Below are 20994 nucleotides of genomic sequence, written 5' to 3' on the forward strand. Positions count from 1 at the left end.
TTAGAAGTCCGCGTCCCAATCCACCTTCATCTCGCCCGCTGCCAGGTCGACGGCTAACACGCATTGCTCCGTATAGGGCAACAAGCGTTCGCGATCATCCAGGCTGCCAGCGCAAGGCTTGACGACCATTACATCATTGGCGCCGGTTTCCAGAAGATGATCGACTTTCCCGAGCAATTGCCCCAGTTGATCGATAACCTTCAGACCTTCCAGCTGGTACCAGTAGTACTCGCCGTCGGTCAATTCAGGGAACAGGTTGCGCTGCACGCAGATCTCGTAACCGGCCAGAAGACGAGCTTCTTCACGATCATCAAGACCCTTGAGCTTTGCGACCAGGAACTTGTCGCTCCCGCGTCCACTGACCAGCTCGACCTGTTTGACATTGCCTTCGCGCTTGAGCGTCCAGGTTTTGTACTGCAACAGGTTTTCAGTCGGATCAGTAAAGGAATAAACCTTCACTTCGCCGCGAACGCCATGAACAGAATAAATTTTGCCAATAACGATCAAATCATCGGCAACAGCAGGCGTCGCGTTCATATTGCTCAGGCCGCAGCCTTTGCAGATTCCTTCAGCAACTGAGCAACACGCTCAGAAGGCTGTGCACCAACGCTCAGCCAGTAGGCTACGCGCTCTTGGTTCACGGACAGACGAACTTCCTGACCACGGGCAACAGGGTTGAAGAAACCAACCTGTTCTTTGTGGGAGCCGTCACGCGGGTTACGCGAGTCGGTTACGGTCAGGTGGTAAAACGGGCGCTTTTTGGAGCCGCCAAGGGCAAGACGGATTGTTAGCATGTGAACATCGTTCCTGTAGTCGGTGCTGCAAATCTAAATGCACAGCGGGCATGGGTGCCCGAAAGGCCGCATATTCTAAGGAATATCCGGACTTTTGCAAATGACTTTTTCCGGCGCCTATGGCATGCCGTGCAGATTTGCATAGAGAGCCGTCGATGAAAACGGCCAGTCAGCTCCCGCCGAGTGCGGGTTTGCTGTTGATCCCGCATCCTTGCGGGGCCTGCGCCGGTGCGACGACCGGCCAGTTCTTTACATTTTTGGCATGCCGCCGCCGGGCAACATACCGCCCATGCCGCGCATCATTTTCGCCATTCCGCCTTTTGCGGTGAATTTCTTCATCATCTTTTGCATCTGCTTGTGCTGCTTGATCAAGCGACCGATGTCCTGCACCTGAGTGCCGGAACCCATGGCGATCCGGCGCTTGCGCGAACCGCTGATCAGCTCAGGGTCGCGGCGCTCGGCCGGGGTCATGGAATTGATGATGGCTTCCATCTGCTTGAATTGCTTCTCTGCGGCGTTCTGGGCATTGCCCATTTGCGACAGGTTGACGCCACCGATGCTCGGCAGTTTGTCCATGAGGCCGCCAAGGCCGCCCATGTTCTTCATCTGTTGCAGCTGATCGCGGAAGTCCTCGAGGTCGAAGCCCTTGCCCTTCTTCAGCTTCTTGGCCAGTTTGTCGGCCTTGTCCTTGTCGAGCGTCGCTTCAGCCTGTTCGATCAGGCTGAGCACGTCGCCCATGCCGAGAATGCGCGAGGCGATACGCTCTGGGTGGAACGGATCGAGCGCTTCGCTCTTCTCGCCCATACCGATGAACTTGATCGGCTTGCCAGTGATTGCGCGTACCGACAATGCGGCACCGCCACGGGCGTCGCCGTCGACCTTGGTCAGGATCACACCGGTCAGCGGCAGTGCATCGCCGAAGGCCTTGGCCGTGTTGGCCGCATCCTGACCGGTCATGGCGTCGACCACGAACAGCGTTTCGACCGGGTTGATCGCGGCGTGCAGCGCCTTGATCTCGCCCATCATTTCTTCGTCGATGTGCAGACGACCGGCGGTATCGACGATGACCACGTCGATGAATTTCAGTTTTGCTTCTTTAATAGCCGCGGTGGCGATGTCCACCGGTTTCTGGCTCAGGTCGGACGGGAAGAACGTCACGCCGATGTCGTTGGCCAGGGTTTCCAGCTGTTTAATAGCCGCCGGACGATAAACGTCCGCCGACACGACCATGACCGACTTCTTCTTGCGCTCTTTAAGGAAGCGCGCGAGTTTGCCGGCGGTGGTGGTTTTACCGGCGCCCTGCAAACCGGCCATAAGAATGACGGCGGGCGGCACGGCGCTCAGGTTCAAGTCTTCGTTGGCCGCGCCCATCAGGCTTTCGAGTTCGGCCTGGACGATCTTTACGAACGCCTGGCCCGGCGTCAGGCTGCGCGACACCTCGGTGCCGACAGCGCGCTCCTTGACCGAATTGACGAAGTCCTTGACCACCGGCAGGGCGACGTCGGCTTCGAGCAACGCCATGCGCACTTCACGCAGGGTGTCTTTGATATTGTCTTCAGTCAGCTTCGCCTTGCCGGTGACATGGCGCAGCGTCTGCGAGAGACGGTCGGTTAAGTTTTCAAACATTGCGCGATCCTTTCAGGCCCTGTGTAGACCGGGATAATGGCGGCCCAGACCGGAATCAACATGTGCTCGGCGAGCCTGCGGCGTGGGCAGGTCGCGGATTATAGCGAAGACTGCGTCTGGCGGACACCTCGCTGTCAGCTTCCTGAGTCTTTCGTGTCATGGCGGTTCTATGCCAAACTCAGCCCCTTTCGGGCTTGCCTAACAGGATTTATGCTCCCCTTGTCACCCAGTTTGCTGACCACTCTCGCCGCCGCCCTTCTATACGCCGCTGCGACTCTTTATCAAGGTACTCGTCTGGCCACCGGCGCCAAGGCGAACAAGCGCCTGCTGGTTACCCTCGGCATTCTCGCCGTGGTGGCCCATAGCGCCAGCCTGCTCACACACTTGCTGACGCCGATCGGTCTGGGTCTGGATTTCTTCAGTGCCTCCAGCCTGATTGCGGCGGCGGTGATCGCCCTGACCCTGATTGCCTGCTCGCGGATCCCGGTGGAGAACCTGCTGGTGCTGTTGTTTCCGCTGGGCGCGATCACCGTGTTGCTGGCGCAGTTCGCGCCGGCCGGCACGGTGCAGATCATCGATGAAGAGCCGGGCATCCTCGCCCACATCCTCTTGTCGATCCTGGCCTACGGCATGTTCACCATCGCGGTGTTCCAGGCCTTGCTGCTGCTGGTGCAAGACCACCAGCTCAAGCACAAGCACCCGTCCGGCCTGATCAAAAATTTCCCGCCGCTGCAAACCATGGAAAGCCTGCTGTTCGGCTTCCTCTGGGCCGGCTGGACGTTGCTGTCACTGTCGCTGATTTCCGGCTGGCTGTTCGTCGAAAACCTTTTCGCTCAGCATCTGGTCCACAAAACCCTGCTGGCGTGCCTCGCCTGGGTGGTGTTCAGCGTGCTGTTGTGGGGTCGCAATCGTCTGGGCTGGCGCGGCCACAAGGCGATTCGCTGGACCCTCGCCGGTTTCTGCCTGCTGATGTTGGCGTATTTCGGCAGCAAACTGGTTCGTGAATACATCCTGCACATCTGACGGGCGGCATAAATGGACGGTTTGCCCATAGGGCCGATGCTCGCAATATTTGTCCTGCTGATTTTATGGTCGGGGCTGTTTACCGCCGTCGAAATCGCGCAGCAACACCTGCTCGCGCAACGCACCGCCTCACGCGCCAGCGATAAGCCGCTGGCGAAACTGAGCTTCCCGCTCGACAGCCTGATCCTCTGCAATACCTTGTGCCGGGCACTGGCGGTGATCATTGCCACGCTGCTGGCGATTTTCCTTTGCGAAGAAAACGGCCCATGGGCCGCGTGCCTGAGTGCCGGTGTGATCTTGCTGGTGTTTGCCGATTACTTCCCCCGCTCGCTCGCCAAACGCTACCCGGATGCGGTGCTCTCCTTCGGCAATACCTTACTGACAGTGCCGCTGAAAGCGGTTTACCCGCTGGCCTGGCTGCTCAGCCGTATCAGCGGCTTGCTGACTCGGCCGTTTGCGCGCAAAGCCCAAGTGGTCCAGCAAAGCGAGGACGACTTGCCGGCGGATCATCCCGATGATCCCGAGCATCCGACGCGCACGCATCCGGTGTCAGGCATTCATGCGCTGGACAACATCACCGTCAACGACATTCTGGTACCGCGCAGTGACGTCGACGGCATCAACCTTGACGACCCGATCGAGGACATCATCGAACAACTGCGTCACAACAAACGCACGCGCCTGCCGGTGTTCCACAGCGACATCAACCAGGTCGAAGCAGTGCTCAATACCCGGCAGATCCGCCATCTGCTGAACAACGACAGTCTGACCCGTGAAGCGCTGCTGGCCGCCAGCTACGAGCCGTACTTCGTGCCGGAAAGCACGCCGTTGCAACTGCAACTGCTGAATTTTCACAAGCAGCAGCGCCGGTTGGGCATGGTGGTGGACGAGTACGGCGAAGTGCTGGGCATCGTCACCCTGGAAGACATTCTTGAAGAGATCGTCGGCGAGTTCGAAAGCGAGCACAGCCTCGACAACCCGCACATTCACCCGCAAGCCGATGGGCGCATGGTGATTGATGGCGCGGCATCGATCCGCGAACTGAATAAATGCCTGGGCTGGCATTTGCCGAGCGATGGGCCGAAGACGCTGAACGGGTTGGTGACCGAAGCGCTGGAGACCATTCCGGAAAGCGCGGTTTGCCTGAAGATCGGCCGTTATCGCCTGGAAATCCTCGAGACCGAGGAGAACCGGGTGAGCAAGGTATTGATCTGGCATACCTCTTCGGTGCCGGCCGTCGCGGCGATTCGTTAAGCAGATCAAAAGATCGCAGCCTTCGGCAGCTCCTACATTTGAAATGCACTCCCCTGTAGGAGTTGCCGAAGGCTGCGATCTTTTGCTCTTGTTTGATTGTTAGCCCCCTTCCTATAATCGAGGCGCTTACCCAAGCGTCGCCGAACCTCGTGCTTACCCCGCACAAGACAGGTTTCGGCTATTTCCGCTGCACTCCGGCGACTGTTCCTACTCGAAACAGCGCTCGCGCCTCATCCCACATCCCTGGGTGTTCGACCATAATAATTCGCTCCAACGGAGCTCATGACTGTCAGGGATCACCGCATGACGACCAGTACCGCTTACAGCGACACCGCGCCTGCCCAACCGACCAACTCCGCCACTCGCGTGGCCACGGCGAGTTTTATCGGCACGGCCATCGAGTTCTACGATTTCTATGTGTATGCCACGGCCGCCGCACTGGTGATCGGACCGGTGTTCTTTCCGCAGACCTCCGGCACTGCACAGATGCTGTCGGCGTTTCTGACCTTCGGCATCGCTTTCCTCGCCCGCCCGCTGGGCTCGGCACTGTTTGGTCACTTTGGTGATCGCGTTGGACGCAAATCGACGCTGGTCGCCTCGCTGCTGCTGATGGGCGTTTGTACGACGCTGATTGGCGTGCTGCCCGGTTACGACAGCATCGGAGCCTGGGCGCCGATTTTGTTGTGCGTGCTGCGCTTCGGTCAGGGTTTGGGGCTCGGCGGCGAATGGGGTGGCGCGGCACTGCTGGCCACGGAAAACGCGCCGAAAGGCAAACGCGCCTGGTTCGGCATGTTCCCGCAGCTCGGCCCTTCGATTGGCTTTCTCGCAGCCAACGGTTTGTTCCTGACCCTGGCCATGACCCTCGACGACGAGCAGTTCCGCAGCTGGGGCTGGCGTATTCCATTCCTGCTTAGCGCGCTGTTGGTGATGGTGGGCCTGTACGTACGCCTGAAACTCCACGAAACCCCGGTATTCGCCAACGCCATCGCCCGTCAGGAGCGGGTAAAAGTGCCGTTGGTCGAACTGTTCAGTCAATACTGGGCGCCGACCCTGCTGGGCGCGGCGGCGATGGTGGTGTGTTATGCGCTGTTCTATATCTCGACGGTGTTTTCCCTGAGCTATGGCGTTTCAACGCTCGGTTACAGCCGTGAGACGTTCCTCGGTCTGCTGTGTTTCGCGGTGCTGTTCATGGCGGCAGCCACGCCGCTGTCGGCGTGGGCCAGCGACCGTTACGGGCGCAAACCGGTGCTGATCATCGGCGGCGTGCTGGCAATTCTGTCCGGGTTTTTGATGGAGCCATTGCTGACTCAGGGCTCGACCTGGGGCGTGGCACTGTTTCTGTGCATCGAGCTGTTCTTGATGGGCGTGACGTTCGCACCGATGGGGGCGCTGTTGCCGGAGTTGTTTCCGACGCATGTGCGTTATACCGGCGCGTCGGCGGCGTATAACCTGGGCGGTATTGTCGGGGCCTCGGCGGCGCCGTTCTTTGCGCAGAAACTGGTGGCGATGGGTGGTTTGAGTTATGTCGGCGGGTATGTCTCGGGGGCGGCGGTGCTGAGTTTGATTGCGGTGCTATGCCTGAAGGAAACGCGCAATAACGATCTGAATCAGGTTGCCTGATAGATCGCTATCGCGAGCAGGCTCACTCCTACAGGGGAACGCATTCCAATTGTAGGAGTGAGCCTGCTCGCGATTGGCGCGACGCGGTTTACAACTCTACAACAACAGCCTGAGCAGCACGGGTCGCTTTGGCACGAGCCGCTTCAATCGACTCATCCCGCGCCAGCGCCACGCCCATACGACGCTGGCCATTCACTTCTGGCTTGCCAAACAACCGCAGCGCGGTATCCGGCTCGCTCAACGCCGCACCAAGATTGGCGAATGCCGTCTGGGTCGACTGCCCTTCCACCAGAATCACCGCCGAAGCCGAAGGCCCGAACTGACGGATCAACGGCACTGGCAGGCCCAGAATTGCGCGAGCGTGCAGGGCGAACTGCGACAGATCCTGGGAAATCAGCGTCACCAGACCGGTGTCATGTGGGCGCGGCGATACTTCGCTGAACCACACCTGATCGCCTTTGATGAACAACTCGACGCCAAACAGACCACGACCGCCCAGCGCTTCAGTCACGGCTTTGGCCACACGCTCGGATTCCGCCAGGGCAATCGGGCTCATCGCTTGTGGCTGCCAGGATTCCTGATAGTCGCCCTTTTCCTGACGGTGGCCGACAGGCGCGCAGAACGTGGTGCCGCCGACATGACGCACGGTCAGCAGGGTGATTTCGTAGTCGAAATCGATGAAGCCTTCGATGATCACCCGACCTTTGCCGGCACGACCGCCCTCTTGCGCGTAATCCCAGGCTTTCTGCACGTCATCAGTGCTGCGCAGCAGGCTCTGACCTTTGCCCGACGAACTCATCACCGGTTTGACGACGCAAGGGAAACCCAGGTCTTCAACGGCTTTGCTGTAATCCTCGAAGGTGTCGGCAAAGTGGTACGGCGAAGTCGGCAGGTCCAGCTCTTCGGCGGCCAGACGACGAATGCCTTCGCGGTTCATGGTCAATTGCGCAGCGCGAGCGGTCGGGATCACGGTGAAGCCTTCGGCTTCCAGTTCGACCAGTGTGGCGGTGGCGATGGCTTCGATTTCCGGCACGATGAAATGCGGCTTCTCGGCTTCGATGACTGCGCGCAGGGCGGCGCCGTCGAGCATGTTGATCACGTGGCTGCGATGGGCAACCTGCATGGCCGGCGCGTTGGCGTAACGATCGACGGCAATCACTTCAACGCCCAGGCGTTGCAGCTCGATCACCACTTCCTTGCCCAACTCACCACAGCCACACAGCAATACGCGGGTCGCGGTTGGCGACAATGGAGTTCCGATACGGGTCATCTCAGGTCCTCAAAGAAGCGGATCATCGAGGAAAGCGTCGCCATGCGCACTTTCCATGGGGAGAAAGCGCGGCATTTTACATGAACCCGAAGGTTTGGCTTCAGCTGGCGACGGCCTGTTTGCGTTCGCGCCAGGCCATGATCAGCCAGACGGCAGTAACGCCGGCAAATTTCGAGGCGAGGGCGGTGATGATGACGGGCGGCGTCATCAGATCAATCATGCCGAAGAAGATGAAGGTATCGAGGGGAATGCTCAGCGCCGAGCTGATCCACAAGCGGTCACGCAACGGCCGTTTGGTGATGCTGAAGACCAGCCAATCGATGATCTCGGAGACGGCGAACGCCGTGGCACTGGCCAAGGCAATGGATGGATCGGACGTGACGTAAGACAGTACCAGCGCCGCCAGCATCGCCACGATGGCGCCGTGGCCGAAGCGGGTTTGCACCATGTCGCGCAGCACGAACACCAAACCGCCCCACGCGGACCAGATGATGTCCAGGTGCGGCGCGGTGGAAAAGGCGAAGTTGATCAGCACAACGCTGCTGATGTAGGCGATGAGGAAAATCATGGGGGGAGCGACCTGTCAGATTGGCGCACAGATTACTTGAGGAGAAGAGTTCGGCCAAGTCGGCGAACAAATTGTATACATCTATCAAACCTGACGACTTACCTGGGCGAGGGAGCTTGCTCCCGCTGGAGCGCGAAGCGGCCCCTCTTTTGATCCTGAAAAGCGAGGTCTGCTGCGCAGCCCAGCGGGAGCAAGCTCCCTCGCCACAAAGACTCTCCAGCCAAACCATCAGCGCTTGGCAGGGATCATCCACACCAAGCCGCTTGCCTTCGCCCGCTCATGACACAGCCCCAGCACCGCCCGGCGCTCGTCATTGTTCATGCGGCCCCAACGGGTGATCTCCTCGACCGTACGCTGGCAGCCGGTGCAGATGTCATCCTCATCCAGCGCACAAATATTCACGCATGGCGAGGCGACCGGTCTTTCGGGGGTAGTCATTCTTCCTGCTCAACCAGATCGCGCGCATAACGCTGGGAGTTATGCACATAGTGGGCGGCGCTGGCCTCGAGCATTTTCTTCTGCGGTTCGGTCAGCTCGCGCACGACCTTGCCCGGCGAGCCCATCACCAACGAACCGTCCGGAATTTCCTTGCCCTCACCAATCAGCGAGTTGGCGCCAATGATGCAGTTTTTGCCGATTTTCGCGCCGTTGAGAATCACTGCGTTGATACCGATCAGGCTGTAATCGCCGACCGTACAGCCATGGAGCATGGCGTTGTGGCCAATGGTCACGCCGGTACCGATGGTCAGCGGGTAACCCATGTCGGTGTGCATCACCGTGCCATCCTGCACATTGCTGTTCTTGCCGATCAGGATCAATTCGTTGTCGCCACGCAGCACGGCGTTGAACCAGACGTTGGCGCCCTCTTCCAGTTTGACCTTGCCCACCAGTACGGCATTGGGGGCGACCCAGCTCTGTGGGTGGGTTTCGACGCGGGCGTCGCCCAGGCGGTATTTCATCTTGTTTTCCTCAGGGCTCACGGTGCTTGGCCATTCGAACGATGGCTTACGTGTTGATAAAGCTTTTAGGGGGTTGGTGCAGACTGATCCTGGCGTCATAGAGCAAGTTGATCAACTCGACGATCATGATCGCCGTCAGCCCCCAGATCTTGAATTCGCCGTAACGATAACTCGGTACGTACCAACTGCGGCCCTGATAGTCGATGCGATGAGTGTGTTCGCGAGGATCCTTGCGGAAAAACTCGAGAGGGACGCTAAACACGGCGGCGATTTCCGCGTCGTTGGGCTGGTACTCGACAAAATCGGGGATCACGCCGACATAAGGTGTGACCTTGATCCCATGCAGCGAGATCAGCGGGCTCAGCGGGCCGATCACTTCGACCAGTCCCGGCGGCAGGCCGATTTCTTCTTCAGCTTCGCGCAGGGCGGTGAAAATCAGGTCAGGGTCTTCCGGATCGCGGCGTCCACCCGGGAAAGCGACTTCGCCGCCATGGGTCGAGAGACCGCTGGCGCGCAGGGTCAGTACCAGCTCAGGCTCGGCACTGCGGGTGATCGGCACCAGAACGGCGGCCTCGGGGAAACGTTTGTCGGTCTCCAGCGTGCGCGGTGTGTGGTTGCTTACCCGATGCAGTAGCTCGTCCAGCATGAGTGTTCTCGATCTGTGCCTTACCCGGCATCATGCACCAATCATTGCAGTCGCCCAAGCCCCTCGCCGGAGCATGTCGCGAAACGACAACTTGCCGACCGGCACCGCTGCACGCCAAGATAGGCGCAGCATTCAGGAACCCCAGCATGAAATTTTGCAGCCAGTGCGGCAACCCGGTGACCCAGCGCATCCCCGAAGGCGATTCGCGACTGCGATTTGTCTGTGACAGCTGTCAGACCATTCACTACCAAAATCCCAATATCGTCGCCGGATGCGTGCCGACCTGGGGCACTAAAGTGCTGCTCTGCCGCCGTGCCATAGAGCCGCGCCTCGGCTACTGGACACTGCCCGCAGGCTTCATGGAAAACGGCGAGACCATCGAGCAGGCAGCGATCCGCGAAACCGCCGAGGAAGCCTGCGCCCGGGTGCGTAACCTGAGCATCTATACGTTGATCGACGTGCCGCATATCAGCCAGGTGCATGTGTTCTTCCGTGCCGAACTGGTCGACCTGGATTTTGCTGCCGGCCCCGAGAGCCTCGAAGTGCAATTATTCGACGAAGCCGACATCCCTTGGGACGAGCTGGCTTTCCGCACGGTGGGCCGTACCTTAGAATGCTTCTTCGCTGATCGGCGCGTTGAGGAGTATCCGGTTCGTTCGGAATCGATTCCGCCGTTGGCGCAGCCGGTCATTATTTGATTCGGTGAAGGCACCGGCTAGAAGATCAAAAGATCGCAGCCTGCGGCAGCTCCTACATAAAACCTGTTTGCGTCACTCTTTGGGGAATCGTTTCAATGCGCTGGTTGCTTGCCCTGTTCTGCCTGTCGTTCGTTGCGGTATCGCAAGCGTCATTCGTGACCACCGTGACGCCCTCCAATAAGCCTTTGATCGAAAAAGTGCTGGTGCTCAAATCCGCTCATCAACTGCAGTTGATCGCCGACGGCAAGCCACTCAAGACCTATCGCATCTCTCTGGGCAAGGGCGCGAAAAAAGGCCCGAAACTGATTGAAGGCGACAAACGCACACCGGAAGGTTTCTATTGGATCGATTGGCGCAAGACCAGCGACAAATTCAACCTGTCGATGCACATCTCCTACCCGAACATCGCCGACTCTGCCCGCGCCCGACGTGAAGGCGTCGAACCTGGCGGGATGATCATGATCCACGGCACGCCGGATTCGGAAGAAACCCCCGAAGACCTGTTCCACACCCTCGACTGGACCGATGGTTGTGTCGCCATGCGCAACGTCGACATGCGCGAAGTGTGGAACATGGTGCCGGACGGCACGATGGTCGAGATCCGCCCTTGATCTGTGGCGGGGGGATTTAGCGAAACGTCGCACCGCCCCGATGGGTGGCGAAGCCGCCCCCCGCTTTCCTACTGCCAGACTGAGTTGGCAGGGTTTGCGACTGCTGCGCAGCCGATCGGGGCGGTGCGACGTTTCGCTAAATCCCCTCGCCACAAAGTGCTCATCCAGCCCTTACCACCGGTCGGCATTAAAAAATAAATCAAAAGATCGCAGCCTGCGGCAGCTCCTACACGGGTGATACCACTCTCAACTGTAGGAGCTGCCGCAGGCTGCGATCTTTTGCTTTTTATAGCCAACCTTTAATACCACTTAAGACCACACCCTTCCTGACCCGCTATTTCATTGGGTATACAGCCATTTCTCTACGTTGACATGGTATTCAAGTGGTATTAATTTCCGCCTCACAAGCGAGCCACAACAATCCTATACTCGCGCCGGAAATGACCTACATGAACGACTTCCACGCCCTACGTCCAGATGACTCCCAGCCGACGCCGCTGTACCTGCAACTGGCGCGCAACCTGGAAGCGGCGATTCATGCCGGGCAGTGGAAAGCCGAGCAGGCGATGCCGTCCGAGCGCAATCTCAGCGAGCAACTGGGCATTTCTCGGGTCACCGCGCGCAAAGCGCTGGAGGTCTTGCTCGATCAAGGTCTGATCCGGCGCCTGCAAGGTTCCGGCACGTTCATCACGCCACGTCTGGAACAACCGCTGTCACGCCTCTCGGGTTTCAGCGAAATGCTCCGCCTCAAGGGTTTTGTGCCCAGCTCGCAGTGGCTGGAGCGTGAAGTCACCCTGCCGACCCACGAAGAATTGATCCGCCTCAGCCTGTCGCCGAACGACAAGGTCGCGCGCATGAAACGCCTGCGCAAGGCCGACGACACCGTGATGGCCATCGAGATGAGCACCCTGCCCGCCTCGATCATGCCCAAGCCGCAACTGGTCGGCGATTCGCTCTACGAATACCTCGACGGCATCGGCAAACCGATTGTCCGCGCCCTCCAGCACATTCAGGCGATCAATGCCTCGGACGAGTTCGCCGCACTGGTCGGCATCGCCCCCGGCACCGCCATGCTGCTGATGACCCGGGTCGGCTACCTGGAAGACAACACGCCGATCGAAGTCACCGACACCTATTGCCGCAACGACTACTACGACTTTGTTGCAGAGCTGCGTAGATAAAGAGCTGCGTCGTTAATCCGACGAAGCCGTCAAACAGCGAGAACCGAAATGTCTGAAGACAACATCCTCACCGCTAACGGCTGGGTTCGCGGCCGGCTGATCCACGAACACGGCAAAGTCGTGTCGATCGAAGGCGTACCGTGTGATCCGGCCGACAATGACCTGCCGTATCTGCTGCCAGGCTTCATTGACCTGCACGTCCATGGAGGTGGCGGCAAAGACATCATGGAAGGCGCCAGCGCCTTCGAGACCATCACCAAAACCCACGTGCGTTTTGGCACCACCTCGCTGCTGGCCACCACCATGACCGCACCGAGCGCCGAGATCTCCAGCGTCCTGAAGGAAGTAGGAGAATTCTGCGAACAGCGTCCGAAAGGCGCCGCCCGAGTGCTCGGCGTGCACCTCGAAGGCCCGTACATCAATCCCGGAAAACTCGGCGCACAACCGAACTTTGCTCACACCGCGCTGATGGCCGAAGTCGAAGAATATCTGGCGCTGGCACCGATCCGCGTGATCACCATCGCCCCGGAAATCGCCGGCCACGACGGTTTGATCCGCGAACTGAGCAGCCGAGGCGTGCGCATGCAGATCGGCCACACCCTCGGCAGCTACGAGGAAGGTGTTGCCGCACTGGATGCCGGCGCGACCAGTTTCACTCACCTCTACAACGCCATGAGCCCGCTGCATCACCGCGAGCCGGGCATCGTTGGCGCGGCGCTGGCCCACGCCAAATTCGCCGAGCTGATTCCCGATTTGCTGCATGTGCACCCCGGCGCAATCCGCGTGGCCCTGCGCTCGATCCCGTGCCTGTATTGCGTCACCGATTCGACCGCCGCCGCCGGCATGCCCGACGGCGAGTACAAACTCGGCAGCCACACCGTGACCAAATGCCTGGGCGGCGTGCGTCTGCCCGACGGCACCCTGGCCGGCAGCACCCTGACCATGGATCAGGCCCTGCGCAATCTGGTGAAGATCGGTCTGCCGATCGCCGAAGCCTCGCAACGTCTTTCGCAATTCCCCGCCGACTACCTCGGCATCAACGAACGTGGGCGCCTCGAACCGGGTGCCTGGGCCGACTGCGTGCGGCTGGATCGCTCACTCACACTGACCGCCGTCATGGTCGAAGGAGAAGACATTGACTTCAAAAATGCTTGAAGAGGCGCTGTCCTCGTTCGAGGCCGTGCAAGCCCAACTGCAACAACTCGACCCGCAAATGATCGAGATCGCCGGGCGTCTGCGCCGTCAGCCACCGCAAGTGGCAATGACTGTCGCACGCGGCAGCTCCGACCACGCGGCGAGTTACTTCGCTTACCTGACCATGCAACAGCTAGGTGTGCCGGTGGCGTCGTTGCCGATGTCGGTGGTGACCATGCAGCAAGCGCCGTTGAAGGTCAGCGGTCAGGTCGCGTTCGCCTTTTCGCAGTCGGGTCAGAGCCCGGATCTGGTCAACAGCCTGCGTCTGTTGCGCAAACGCGGCGCACTGAGCGTGTCGATGGTCAACGCCGCCGACTCACCATTGGAAGCGGCGTGTGAATTCAGCGTGCCGCTGCTCGCCGGTACTGAAAGCAGCGTGGCCGCGACCAAAAGTTTCATCGCCACCCTCAGCGCCAGCGCCCGTTTGATCGCGCACTGGAAAGAGGACAACGAACTGTTGGAGGCGCACAACGCCTTGCCCGACGGTCTGCGCGAAGCGGCGAAACAGGACTGGAGCGTGGCCATCGAAGCGCTGCGCGACTGCGAACGCCTGATGGTCATTGGTCGTGGCGCCGGTTTTGCCATCGCTCAGGAAGCGGCGCTGAAGTTCAAGGAAACCTCGGCCATTCAGGCTGAAGCGTTCAGCAGCGCCGAAGTCCGTCACGGCCCGATGGCGCTGATCGACGAACACTATCCGCTGCTGGTCTTCGCCCCACGCGGTGCCGAACAGGCCGGCCTGTTGAGCCTCGCGGCAGAAATGCGTCAACGCGGCGCCCGTGTGTTGCTGGCGGCACCGGATGACATCAGCGAACGCGACCTGACCCTGATCCGCGCCGAACACCCGGCCCTCGATCCGATTCTGGCGATCCAGAGCTTCTACGTAATGGCCGCCGGCCTGGCCGTGGCCCGAGGCATGGACCCGGATCAACCGCGCCACCTGAGCAAAGTTACGCGTACGCACTAAGCCCGAATGACTGCACACCTGATGAGACCGAGCCATGCACAACAACAATAAAGAGCTGACCCTCAGCGCCCCGCTCAGCGGCCCGGTGCTCACGCTCGCCAAAGTTCCGGACGCGGTGTTCGCCAGCGGCGCAATGGGTGACGGCATTGCCATCGACCCGATCAACGACACCCTTTACTCGCCGTGTGCCGGCGTGATCATCCATGTCGCGCGCACCGGCCATGCACTGACCGTGCGCGCTGACAACGGTGCGGAAATCCTTCTGCACCTGGGCCTCGACACGGTTGAGTTGAACGGCGAAGGCTTCTCGATGCTGGTCAAGGAAGGCTTGCGGGTGAGCAAAGGCCAGCCGCTGTTGCGCTATGACCTGGACAAGGTCGGCCAACAATGCAAAAGCCTGGTCAGCCTGTTGATCCTGACCAACAGTCAGGATTTTCAGGTACGGCCGATCACGCTCAAAGCGGTGAAAGTCGGCGAACCGTTGCTGCACATTGTTGCGCGCAACAGTTCGGCGGCGAATGTTGAAGAACTCGGCGGGCCTGAAGTTCATGGGCATGTATTGGTTGCTCATCGCGGTGGTCTGCACGCGCGCCCCGCCGCATTGATTCGGCAAACCGCACAGGGCTTCAAGAGCCAGTCGCAACTGCACTTCGCCGGTAAATCAGCGCCGTGCAACAGCCTGATCGGATTGATGGGGTTGGCGATTGGCGAGCAGGACGAAGTGCAAGTCAGCTGTCAGGGCTCGGACGCCGAAGCCGCGCTGCAAGCCCTGCTCACGGCATTGGCCACGGCGTTGCCCGACGATCATCACGCTGCGGCGCCGGTCAGTGTCGCGCCGCTGAAGCGTCCGGCCGAAGCCGGGGTATTGCACGGCGTGTGCGCTGCGCCGGGTCTGGTCGGTGGACCGTTGTTTCGCTTGAACGCGATCAGTTTGCCAGTGGATGCAGGCAATCATGACCCGGTACAGCAACTGCAAAACCTCGACACCGCACTGAATCAGGTTCGCTGCGAAATCGACAGCACCCTCACCCAAGCCAAAAAGCAGAAGAATGCCGACGAAGAAGCGATCTTCGCCGCGCATCTGGCGCTGCTCGAAGACCCTGCCCTGCTCGATGCCGCACAACAATCCATCGAGCAAGGCACCGCAGCGACTCACGCCTGGAGTCAGTCGATTGATGTCCAGTGCGAAGTGCTCCAGCACACCGGCAGCGCGCTGCTGGCCGAACGCGCCAACGACTTGCGCGATCTCAAACAACGGGTGCTGCGTGCCCTGCTCGGCGAAGCCTGGCATTACGACGTGCCGGCCGGTGCAATCGTCGCCGCTCATGAACTGACGCCGTCGGATCTGCTGCAACTGAGCGCGCAAGGTGTTGCGGGTCTGTGCATGGCTGAAGGTGGCGCAACTTCGCATGTGGCGATTCTGGCGCGCGGTAAAGGTTTGCCGTGCATGGTGGCGTTGGGTTCGGTGTTACTCGATCAACCCCAGGGCCATGCGGTGGTGCTTGATGCCGATGGTGGGCGCCTCGAGCTGGCACCGAATACCGAACGCCTGGCCGAAGTTCAGCAAGCGCAAATTGACCGCCGGCAGCGCCGCGATGCTCAACAAGCCAAAGCTCATCTGCCGGCCGAAACCCGGAATGGCGTGCACATCGAAGTGGTCGCCAACGTTGCCTCAAGCAGCGAGGCGGCGGACGCCTTTGCCAACGGCGCCGACGGCGTCGGCCTGTTGCGCACCGAGTTTCTGTTCGTTGATCGCCAGACCGCGCCGGACGTCGAAGAACAGCGCAGCGCCTATCAAGCCGTCATTGATGCGATGGGCGACAAATCGGTGATTATCCGCACCATCGACGTCGGCGGCGACAAGCAACTCGACTATCTGCCGCTGCCCGCCGAAGCCAACCCGGTGCTCGGCTTGCGCGGCATTCGGCTGGCTCAGGCCCGTCCGGAAATCCTCGACCAGCAACTGCGTGCGCTGCTGCAAGTCAGCCCGTTGCAGCGCTGCCGGATTCTCTTGCCGATGGTCACCGAAGTCGACGAGTTGCTGCACATCCGTCAGCGCGTCGATGCCTTGTGCCTTGAACTGAACATCACTCAGCGTCCGGAAATCGGCGTGATGATCGAAGTCCCCGCTGCCGCGCTGCAAGCCGAGCAACTGGCCGAACACGCCGACTTCCTCTCGATCGGCACCAACGATCTGTCGCAATACACCCTGGCCATGGACCGCGATCACGCCGGTCTGGCCGCCCGCGTCGACGCCCTTCACCCGGCGCTGCTGCGCCTGATCGCCATGACCTGCGAAGGCGCGGCGGTGCACAAACGTTGGGTCGGCGTCTGCGGCGCCCTCGCCTCGGATCCGCTGGCGACGCCGGTACTGATTGGCCTAGGCGTGACCGAACTGTCGGTGAGCCCGGTGCAGATCGGTGAAATCAAGGATCGCGTGCGCCAGTTGCACGAAGCCGAATGCCAACGCCTCGCCCTCGACCTGCTCAAGCTGAGCAGCGCCTCTGCGGTGCGTCACGCCTGCCATCAACATTGGCCTCTGCGCTAACAAAAAGCTCTCTATAAACAGAGCAGGGAGAACCACCATGTACCAACTCTTCATCGAAGGCCTGCAACGCCTCGGCCGTGCGCTGATGCTGCCGATCGCGATCCTGCCGATTGCCGGCCTGCTGCTGCGTCTGGGTGACACCGACCTGCTGAACATCGCGATCATTCACGATGCCGGCCAAGTGATCTTCGCCAACCTGGCAATGATCTTCGCCATCGGCATCGCCGTCGGTTTCGCCAAGGACAACAACGGCACCGCAGGGCTGGCCGGGGTGATCGGTTACCTGGTGATGATCTCCACGCTCAAGGTGCTCGACGCGAGCATCAACATGGGCATGCTCGCCGGTATCGTCAGCGGCCTGATGGCCGGCGCGCTGTACAACCGCTTCAAGGACATCAAGCTGCCGGAGTACCTCGCCTTCTTCGGTGGCCGGCGTTTTGTGCCGATCGTCACCGGGTTCGCTGCGGTCGGTCTCGGCGTGGTGTTCGGCTACATATGGCCGCCGATCCAGCACGGCATCAACAGCTTCGGCGCGTTGATGATGGAAAGCGGCAGCCTTGGCGCCTTCGTCTTCGGCGTGTTCAACCGCCTGCTGATCGTCACCGGCCTGCACCACATCCTCAACAACATGGCATGGTTCGTGTTCGGAAACTTTACCGATCCAACCACAGGTGCACTGGTGACTGGCGATCTGTCGCGCTACTTCGCCGGTGATCCCAAGGGTGGCCAGTTCATGACCGGCATGTTCCCGATGATGATCTTCGGCCTGCCGGCTGCGTGTCTGGCGATGTACCGCAACGCCCTGCCGGAACGCCGCAAGGTCATGGGCGGGATCTTTCTGTCGATGGCACTGACGTCTTTCCTGACCGGGGTGACTGAGCCCATCGAATTCGCTTTCATGTTTCTGGCGCCGCTGTTGTACCTGCTGCACGCCCTGCTGACCGGGCTGTCGATGGCGATCACCAATGCGCTGAACATCCATTTGGGCTTCACGTTCTCTGGCGGTTTTATCGACATGGTCCTCGGCTGGGGACGCTCGACCAATGGCTGGCTGGTGATTCCGGTGGGGCTGGCTTATGCGGTCATCTATTACGTGGTGTTTGATTTCTGCATCCGTCGTTTCAATTTGAAGACGCCGGGGCGTGAGGATGTGGCGGTTAGTGAAAAAGCCGTACTGACTGAAAACGAACGCGCCAGTGCCTACATCAAGGCACTCGGTGGTGCAGAGAATCTGCTGACTGTCGGCGCGTGCACAACGCGTCTGCGTCTGGAGATGGTTGATCGCAACAAAGCGTCGGATGCAGATCTGAAAGCGCTGGGGGCAATGGCAGTTGTGCGCCCGGGCAAGGGCGGCAGTTTGCAGGTTGTCGTCGGGCCAATGGCGGACAGCATTGCTGATGAGATTCGCCTGGCGATGCCGGCGTTGGGGCTTGCGCTGGTAGCTGCATCAGCAGTGGTTATCGATGAACCGAAGACGGTTGTGGTCGCGGGTTCTGAAGCTCAGCAGTGGTTGAATGCGCTGGGCGGTGGCGACAACGTGCTGCAACTGGACTGCATTGCGATGAGCCGGATTCGCTTGCTGCTGGCGGATGGCAAGGCGTTGTCCGAGGCTCAGTTGAAAGAGCTGGGCTGCCAGGGTGTCAGCCAGTTGGAAGGTGGGGTCTGGCATCTGTTGGTGGGTGCCAAGGCTGCAAACTTGAGCGGAGCTCTTGAAGCGCTGGTCAATCGCAGCGAAGTCAGCGCCAAGGTTTAAATCAGAGCCCCCTCTGTAGGAGCTGCCGAAGGCTGCGATCTGTTGATCTTTAGAAGCAAACCAAAAGATCGCAGCCTCGTTTCAGTCGACAGCGCCTATAGAGGATTCAGCTTACTTGGCGGCGATACACTCAATTTCCATTCGAGCATCGTAGGCCAGTTGATTACCGCCAAATGCACTGCGCGCGGGGTACGGTTTCTTGAAGTAGTCCTTGTACACCTCATTGAACGCTGGCCATTCCTTGATATCAGCCAACATCACCGTGCACTTGATCACGTCTTTCAATTCATAACCATTAACTTGAAGCGTGTGCTTGATGTTATCCAGTGCCTGGCGCGATTCAGCTTCGATGCCGCCAGGGACCACTTTGTCAGACCCTGCCTTGTCGCCGATTTCCCCCGAGGTGTAGAACACATTGCCTGCACGCACACCATCGGAAAACGGCAGATTGAAACGCCCGGAATCATAGAATTGAACATTGCCTCCGGCGCCGGAATTCCCCCGTCCCGCGTCCGCACATCCCGTCAACGTCACCGCTAAAACGCTGACTGCCATCCATAGAAGTTTTTTCACTGTTCCATCCTTAGTCCAATCGAATATCGGGCACACGTGAATGACCGACTCAACGGCCATCAATCAAAACCCGTCCTTACAAGAACTTCCTGCCCGGCTAATGAGCTGGAAACAGCAAGCCGGCCAGCATGGTAGCGAGGACTCCCGTGCAGTAGTCGCAAATACACAACCGGTGGCAATTCAGAGCCCCCCTATGAGGGGCAAGTAGAAAGCCCCGTTACCTGCGGCACTTCTGTCACGTTCGTAAATGCGCTTCGCCAGCAAACCTGTCCCACAGGAGAATGAATTTCAAACTGCGGGAGCGAGCTTGCTCGCGAAGAACGACGATGTGGCTGGCTGATGGCTCAGATTTGTGGGTCGACCCGATCCAGTGCTCGGTTTACCGCCAGTTCGGCAAGCATGACGATTTGCTGGATGCCCAGTGCCGTGCTGCGCTGCACACCGGTTAACTCGTTGGCAAAGTTGCTGGCGGCGGTGCTAGCCGAGGCCAGCGATTCGCAGGCGTGGGCAAGCAGGCTTCGGTATCGACGCCGGGATGGACGAGGAACATCGCGCTGGGTCGGCGAGGTTTTGCGGGTTCGGGACAGAGGTAGAAATCGAGGGCGCGTTTGATGGCTTCGCGGTTTCGGACCATTTCTTCAGCGCGGAGGATTTCTTCGAGTGGGGTTGTGGTTTCGTGGGGTGGATCTGGAACAACTTTATCGGACATAAAAACTCTGCTCGCAATTGGAGCCATCCGTAACCATTTCTCACGTGGCAAAGGGTGGCAGCTATGTGCGGAGTGAAAAACCGGTGAGCAGAAAACCGGCCAGACCAAAGTCTGCCCGCACACAGCCGCCATAGAGCATTGCGACAGCTAATTAGCCGGCGGCAATTATGATCGTACTGATGCTAGTTTCAAGCTCGGCGGGTTCTCACACCCGATCACTGAACCTTCAGCGACAGACAGAGCCTAGAGAGCGGACGTCCGACGGACAACCTGAAAACATCGTGGGAAGGTTCTGCTATTTCGACACAGATTTAAACAGACCAAATCTCTATGTTGGCTGGATTGGCCCCATCGCCAGCAGGCTAGCTCCCACAGTGAGTTTTGTGTGCATTCAGCTAGAAAAAGGGCGGCTGTCAGAGCGCCATCGCCGGCAAGCCAGACTCCCACAGGGATTGGGTACATCTGCGATTTTTTGGTCGGCTGTAAGGTCGCTATCGCGAGCAGGCTCACTCCTACATGTTGGACTGAGTGCCTCTGCAAGAAACAGGTCGGCAGTAAGGCCTGCTCCCAAAGTTTCGATTTGCGAACACCCCGCGGCAAAGCCGCCCCACTCAACAGGATGAGCGTTAGCTCGGCTGTAGCTCTTGATCTCAGAGCCCGTCGGAAGGCTGAGTGGAGGGATTGATCCGGGGGTGGGAGCGAAGCGACGTTTGGCGCAGCCAAACACATCGAGAGGAGGTGCAGCGCAGCAAACCGTAGGCGATGCGCCCGGATCAATCCCGCAGCGAAGGAACCCGAGCCCCAGCGAGGGCCGTACGTCAGGGTAAAGCCTTTTGGGTTACCTTTTCGGCGTTTGGAAAAGGTGACCCGCCGTAAGGGCGGAACCCTGAGCGGCCGTTACCGCAGAAATGGATATGTACCCGGTCAGTCAGAACATCATTACCTGAACAGGCGCCATCGCTGGCAAGCCAAATCCCACACCAGAAATGCAATCACCCCGTGA

The 20994-nt window shown here is 59.7% G+C and carries 19 protein-coding genes and 1 pseudogene; 10 read left to right on the forward strand and 10 right to left on the reverse strand.

Annotation, left to right across the window (positions count from 1 at the left end; all coding sequences use genetic code 11):
- The 3 genes from rimM to ffh all read right to left on the reverse strand — a co-directional run bounded on the left by rimM (position 1) and on the right by ffh (position 2420).
- Positions 1 to 537, reverse strand: coding sequence for a ribosome maturation factor RimM (rimM, locus tag JFT86_RS01110; protein WP_201235081.1), 537 nt, complete (start codon positions 535 to 537; stop codon positions 1 to 3).
- A gap of 5 nt (positions 538 to 542) precedes the next feature.
- Complete coding sequence (rpsP, locus tag JFT86_RS01115) at positions 543 to 794, reverse strand: 30S ribosomal protein S16 (RefSeq protein WP_003198088.1); 252 nt, start codon at positions 792 to 794, stop codon at positions 543 to 545.
- Between the two features lie 249 nt (positions 795 to 1043).
- A complete protein-coding gene (gene ffh, locus JFT86_RS01120) occupies positions 1044 to 2420 on the reverse strand; it encodes a signal recognition particle protein (RefSeq protein WP_008081630.1) in 1377 nt (458 codons plus the stop codon).
- 210 nt (positions 2421 to 2630) lie between these two features.
- Between ffh and ccsA the strand changes: the two genes are divergently transcribed.
- The 3 genes from ccsA (at position 2631) to JFT86_RS01135 (ending at position 6317) form a co-directional block, all read left to right on the forward strand.
- The gene (gene ccsA, locus JFT86_RS01125) at positions 2631 to 3443 is read left to right on the forward strand and encodes a cytochrome c biogenesis protein CcsA (protein WP_201235082.1); all 813 of its coding nucleotides are present in this window, start codon (positions 2631 to 2633) and stop codon (positions 3441 to 3443) included.
- Between the two features lie 12 nt (positions 3444 to 3455).
- Positions 3456 to 4697, forward strand: a complete 1242-nt coding sequence (locus JFT86_RS01130) for a transporter associated domain-containing protein (RefSeq protein ID WP_201235083.1) — start codon at positions 3456 to 3458, stop codon at positions 4695 to 4697.
- Positions 4698 to 5000: 303 nt separating this feature from the next.
- Entirely contained in the window at positions 5001 to 6317 is a 1317-nt protein-coding gene (locus tag JFT86_RS01135) for an MFS transporter (protein WP_201235084.1), read from the forward strand.
- 88 nt (positions 6318 to 6405) lie between these two features.
- On the opposite strand, the gene purT is transcribed toward JFT86_RS01135, so the two are convergent.
- From purT to JFT86_RS01160, 5 genes are all read right to left on the reverse strand, one after another.
- A complete protein-coding gene (gene purT / locus JFT86_RS01140; RefSeq protein WP_201227839.1) occupies positions 6406 to 7587 on the reverse strand; it encodes a formate-dependent phosphoribosylglycinamide formyltransferase in 1182 nt (393 codons plus the stop codon).
- 100 nt (positions 7588 to 7687) lie between these two features.
- Complete coding sequence (locus JFT86_RS01145; RefSeq protein WP_025112183.1) at positions 7688 to 8155, reverse strand: VUT family protein; 468 nt, start codon at positions 8153 to 8155, stop codon at positions 7688 to 7690.
- A 228-nt stretch (positions 8156 to 8383) separates the two neighbouring features.
- A complete protein-coding gene (locus JFT86_RS01150; RefSeq protein ID WP_201235085.1) occupies positions 8384 to 8593 on the reverse strand; it encodes a DUF1289 domain-containing protein in 210 nt (69 codons plus the stop codon).
- A complete protein-coding gene (locus tag JFT86_RS01155; protein ID WP_007954617.1) occupies positions 8590 to 9114 on the reverse strand; it encodes a gamma carbonic anhydrase family protein in 525 nt (174 codons plus the stop codon). Before JFT86_RS01155 ends, JFT86_RS01150 begins: the two co-directional genes overlap by 4 nt.
- Positions 9115 to 9160: 46 nt before the next feature.
- Positions 9161 to 9760 carry a CoA pyrophosphatase gene (locus tag JFT86_RS01160; RefSeq protein WP_201235086.1) on the reverse strand — a complete coding sequence of 200 codons (600 nt, stop codon included), beginning with the start codon at positions 9758 to 9760 and terminating at the stop codon, positions 9161 to 9163.
- Positions 9761 to 9906: 146 nt separating this feature from the next.
- Between JFT86_RS01160 and JFT86_RS01165 the strand changes: the two genes are divergently transcribed.
- The 7 genes from JFT86_RS01165 (at position 9907) to nagE (ending at position 18709) form a co-directional block, all read left to right on the forward strand.
- The gene (locus tag JFT86_RS01165; protein ID WP_201235087.1) at positions 9907 to 10458 is read left to right on the forward strand and encodes an NUDIX hydrolase; all 552 of its coding nucleotides are present in this window, start codon (positions 9907 to 9909) and stop codon (positions 10456 to 10458) included.
- 95 nt (positions 10459 to 10553) lie between these two features.
- Positions 10554 to 11069 carry a L,D-transpeptidase family protein gene (locus JFT86_RS01170; RefSeq protein WP_201235088.1) on the forward strand — a complete coding sequence of 172 codons (516 nt, stop codon included), beginning with the start codon at positions 10554 to 10556 and terminating at the stop codon, positions 11067 to 11069.
- A 449-nt stretch (positions 11070 to 11518) separates the two neighbouring features.
- Positions 11519 to 12250, forward strand: a complete 732-nt coding sequence (locus JFT86_RS01175; protein ID WP_201235089.1) for a GntR family transcriptional regulator — start codon at positions 11519 to 11521, stop codon at positions 12248 to 12250.
- Positions 12251 to 12298: 48 nt separating this feature from the next.
- A complete protein-coding gene (gene nagA / locus JFT86_RS01180) occupies positions 12299 to 13405 on the forward strand; it encodes an N-acetylglucosamine-6-phosphate deacetylase (RefSeq protein WP_201235090.1) in 1107 nt (368 codons plus the stop codon).
- Positions 13386 to 14408, forward strand: coding sequence for an SIS domain-containing protein (locus tag JFT86_RS01185; protein ID WP_201235091.1), 1023 nt, complete (start codon positions 13386 to 13388; stop codon positions 14406 to 14408). The genes nagA and JFT86_RS01185 overlap by 20 nt, the downstream gene beginning before the upstream one ends.
- 34 nt (positions 14409 to 14442) lie before the next feature.
- Positions 14443 to 16956: a phosphoenolpyruvate--protein phosphotransferase gene (gene ptsP, locus JFT86_RS01190; protein WP_201235092.1), complete on the forward strand. Its 2514-nt coding sequence runs from the start codon at positions 14443 to 14445 to the stop codon at positions 16954 to 16956.
- A 37-nt stretch (positions 16957 to 16993) separates the two neighbouring features.
- A complete protein-coding gene (gene nagE, locus JFT86_RS01195; RefSeq protein ID WP_201235093.1) occupies positions 16994 to 18709 on the forward strand; it encodes an N-acetylglucosamine-specific PTS transporter subunit IIBC in 1716 nt (571 codons plus the stop codon).
- 111 nt (positions 18710 to 18820) lie between these two features.
- On the opposite strand, the gene JFT86_RS01200 is transcribed toward nagE, so the two are convergent.
- Positions 18821 to 19282 carry a Rid family hydrolase gene (locus JFT86_RS01200; RefSeq protein WP_201234203.1) on the reverse strand — a complete coding sequence of 154 codons (462 nt, stop codon included), beginning with the start codon at positions 19280 to 19282 and terminating at the stop codon, positions 18821 to 18823.
- A gap of 344 nt (positions 19283 to 19626) precedes the next feature.
- Positions 19627 to 19991, reverse strand: a pseudogene (locus tag JFT86_RS29175) (DUF6124 family protein).
- Between the last annotated feature and the right edge of the window lie 1003 nt (positions 19992 to 20994).

This window comes from Pseudomonas sp. TH06 (assembly GCF_016651305.1).
Lineage (GTDB): Bacteria > Pseudomonadota > Gammaproteobacteria > Pseudomonadales > Pseudomonadaceae > Aquipseudomonas.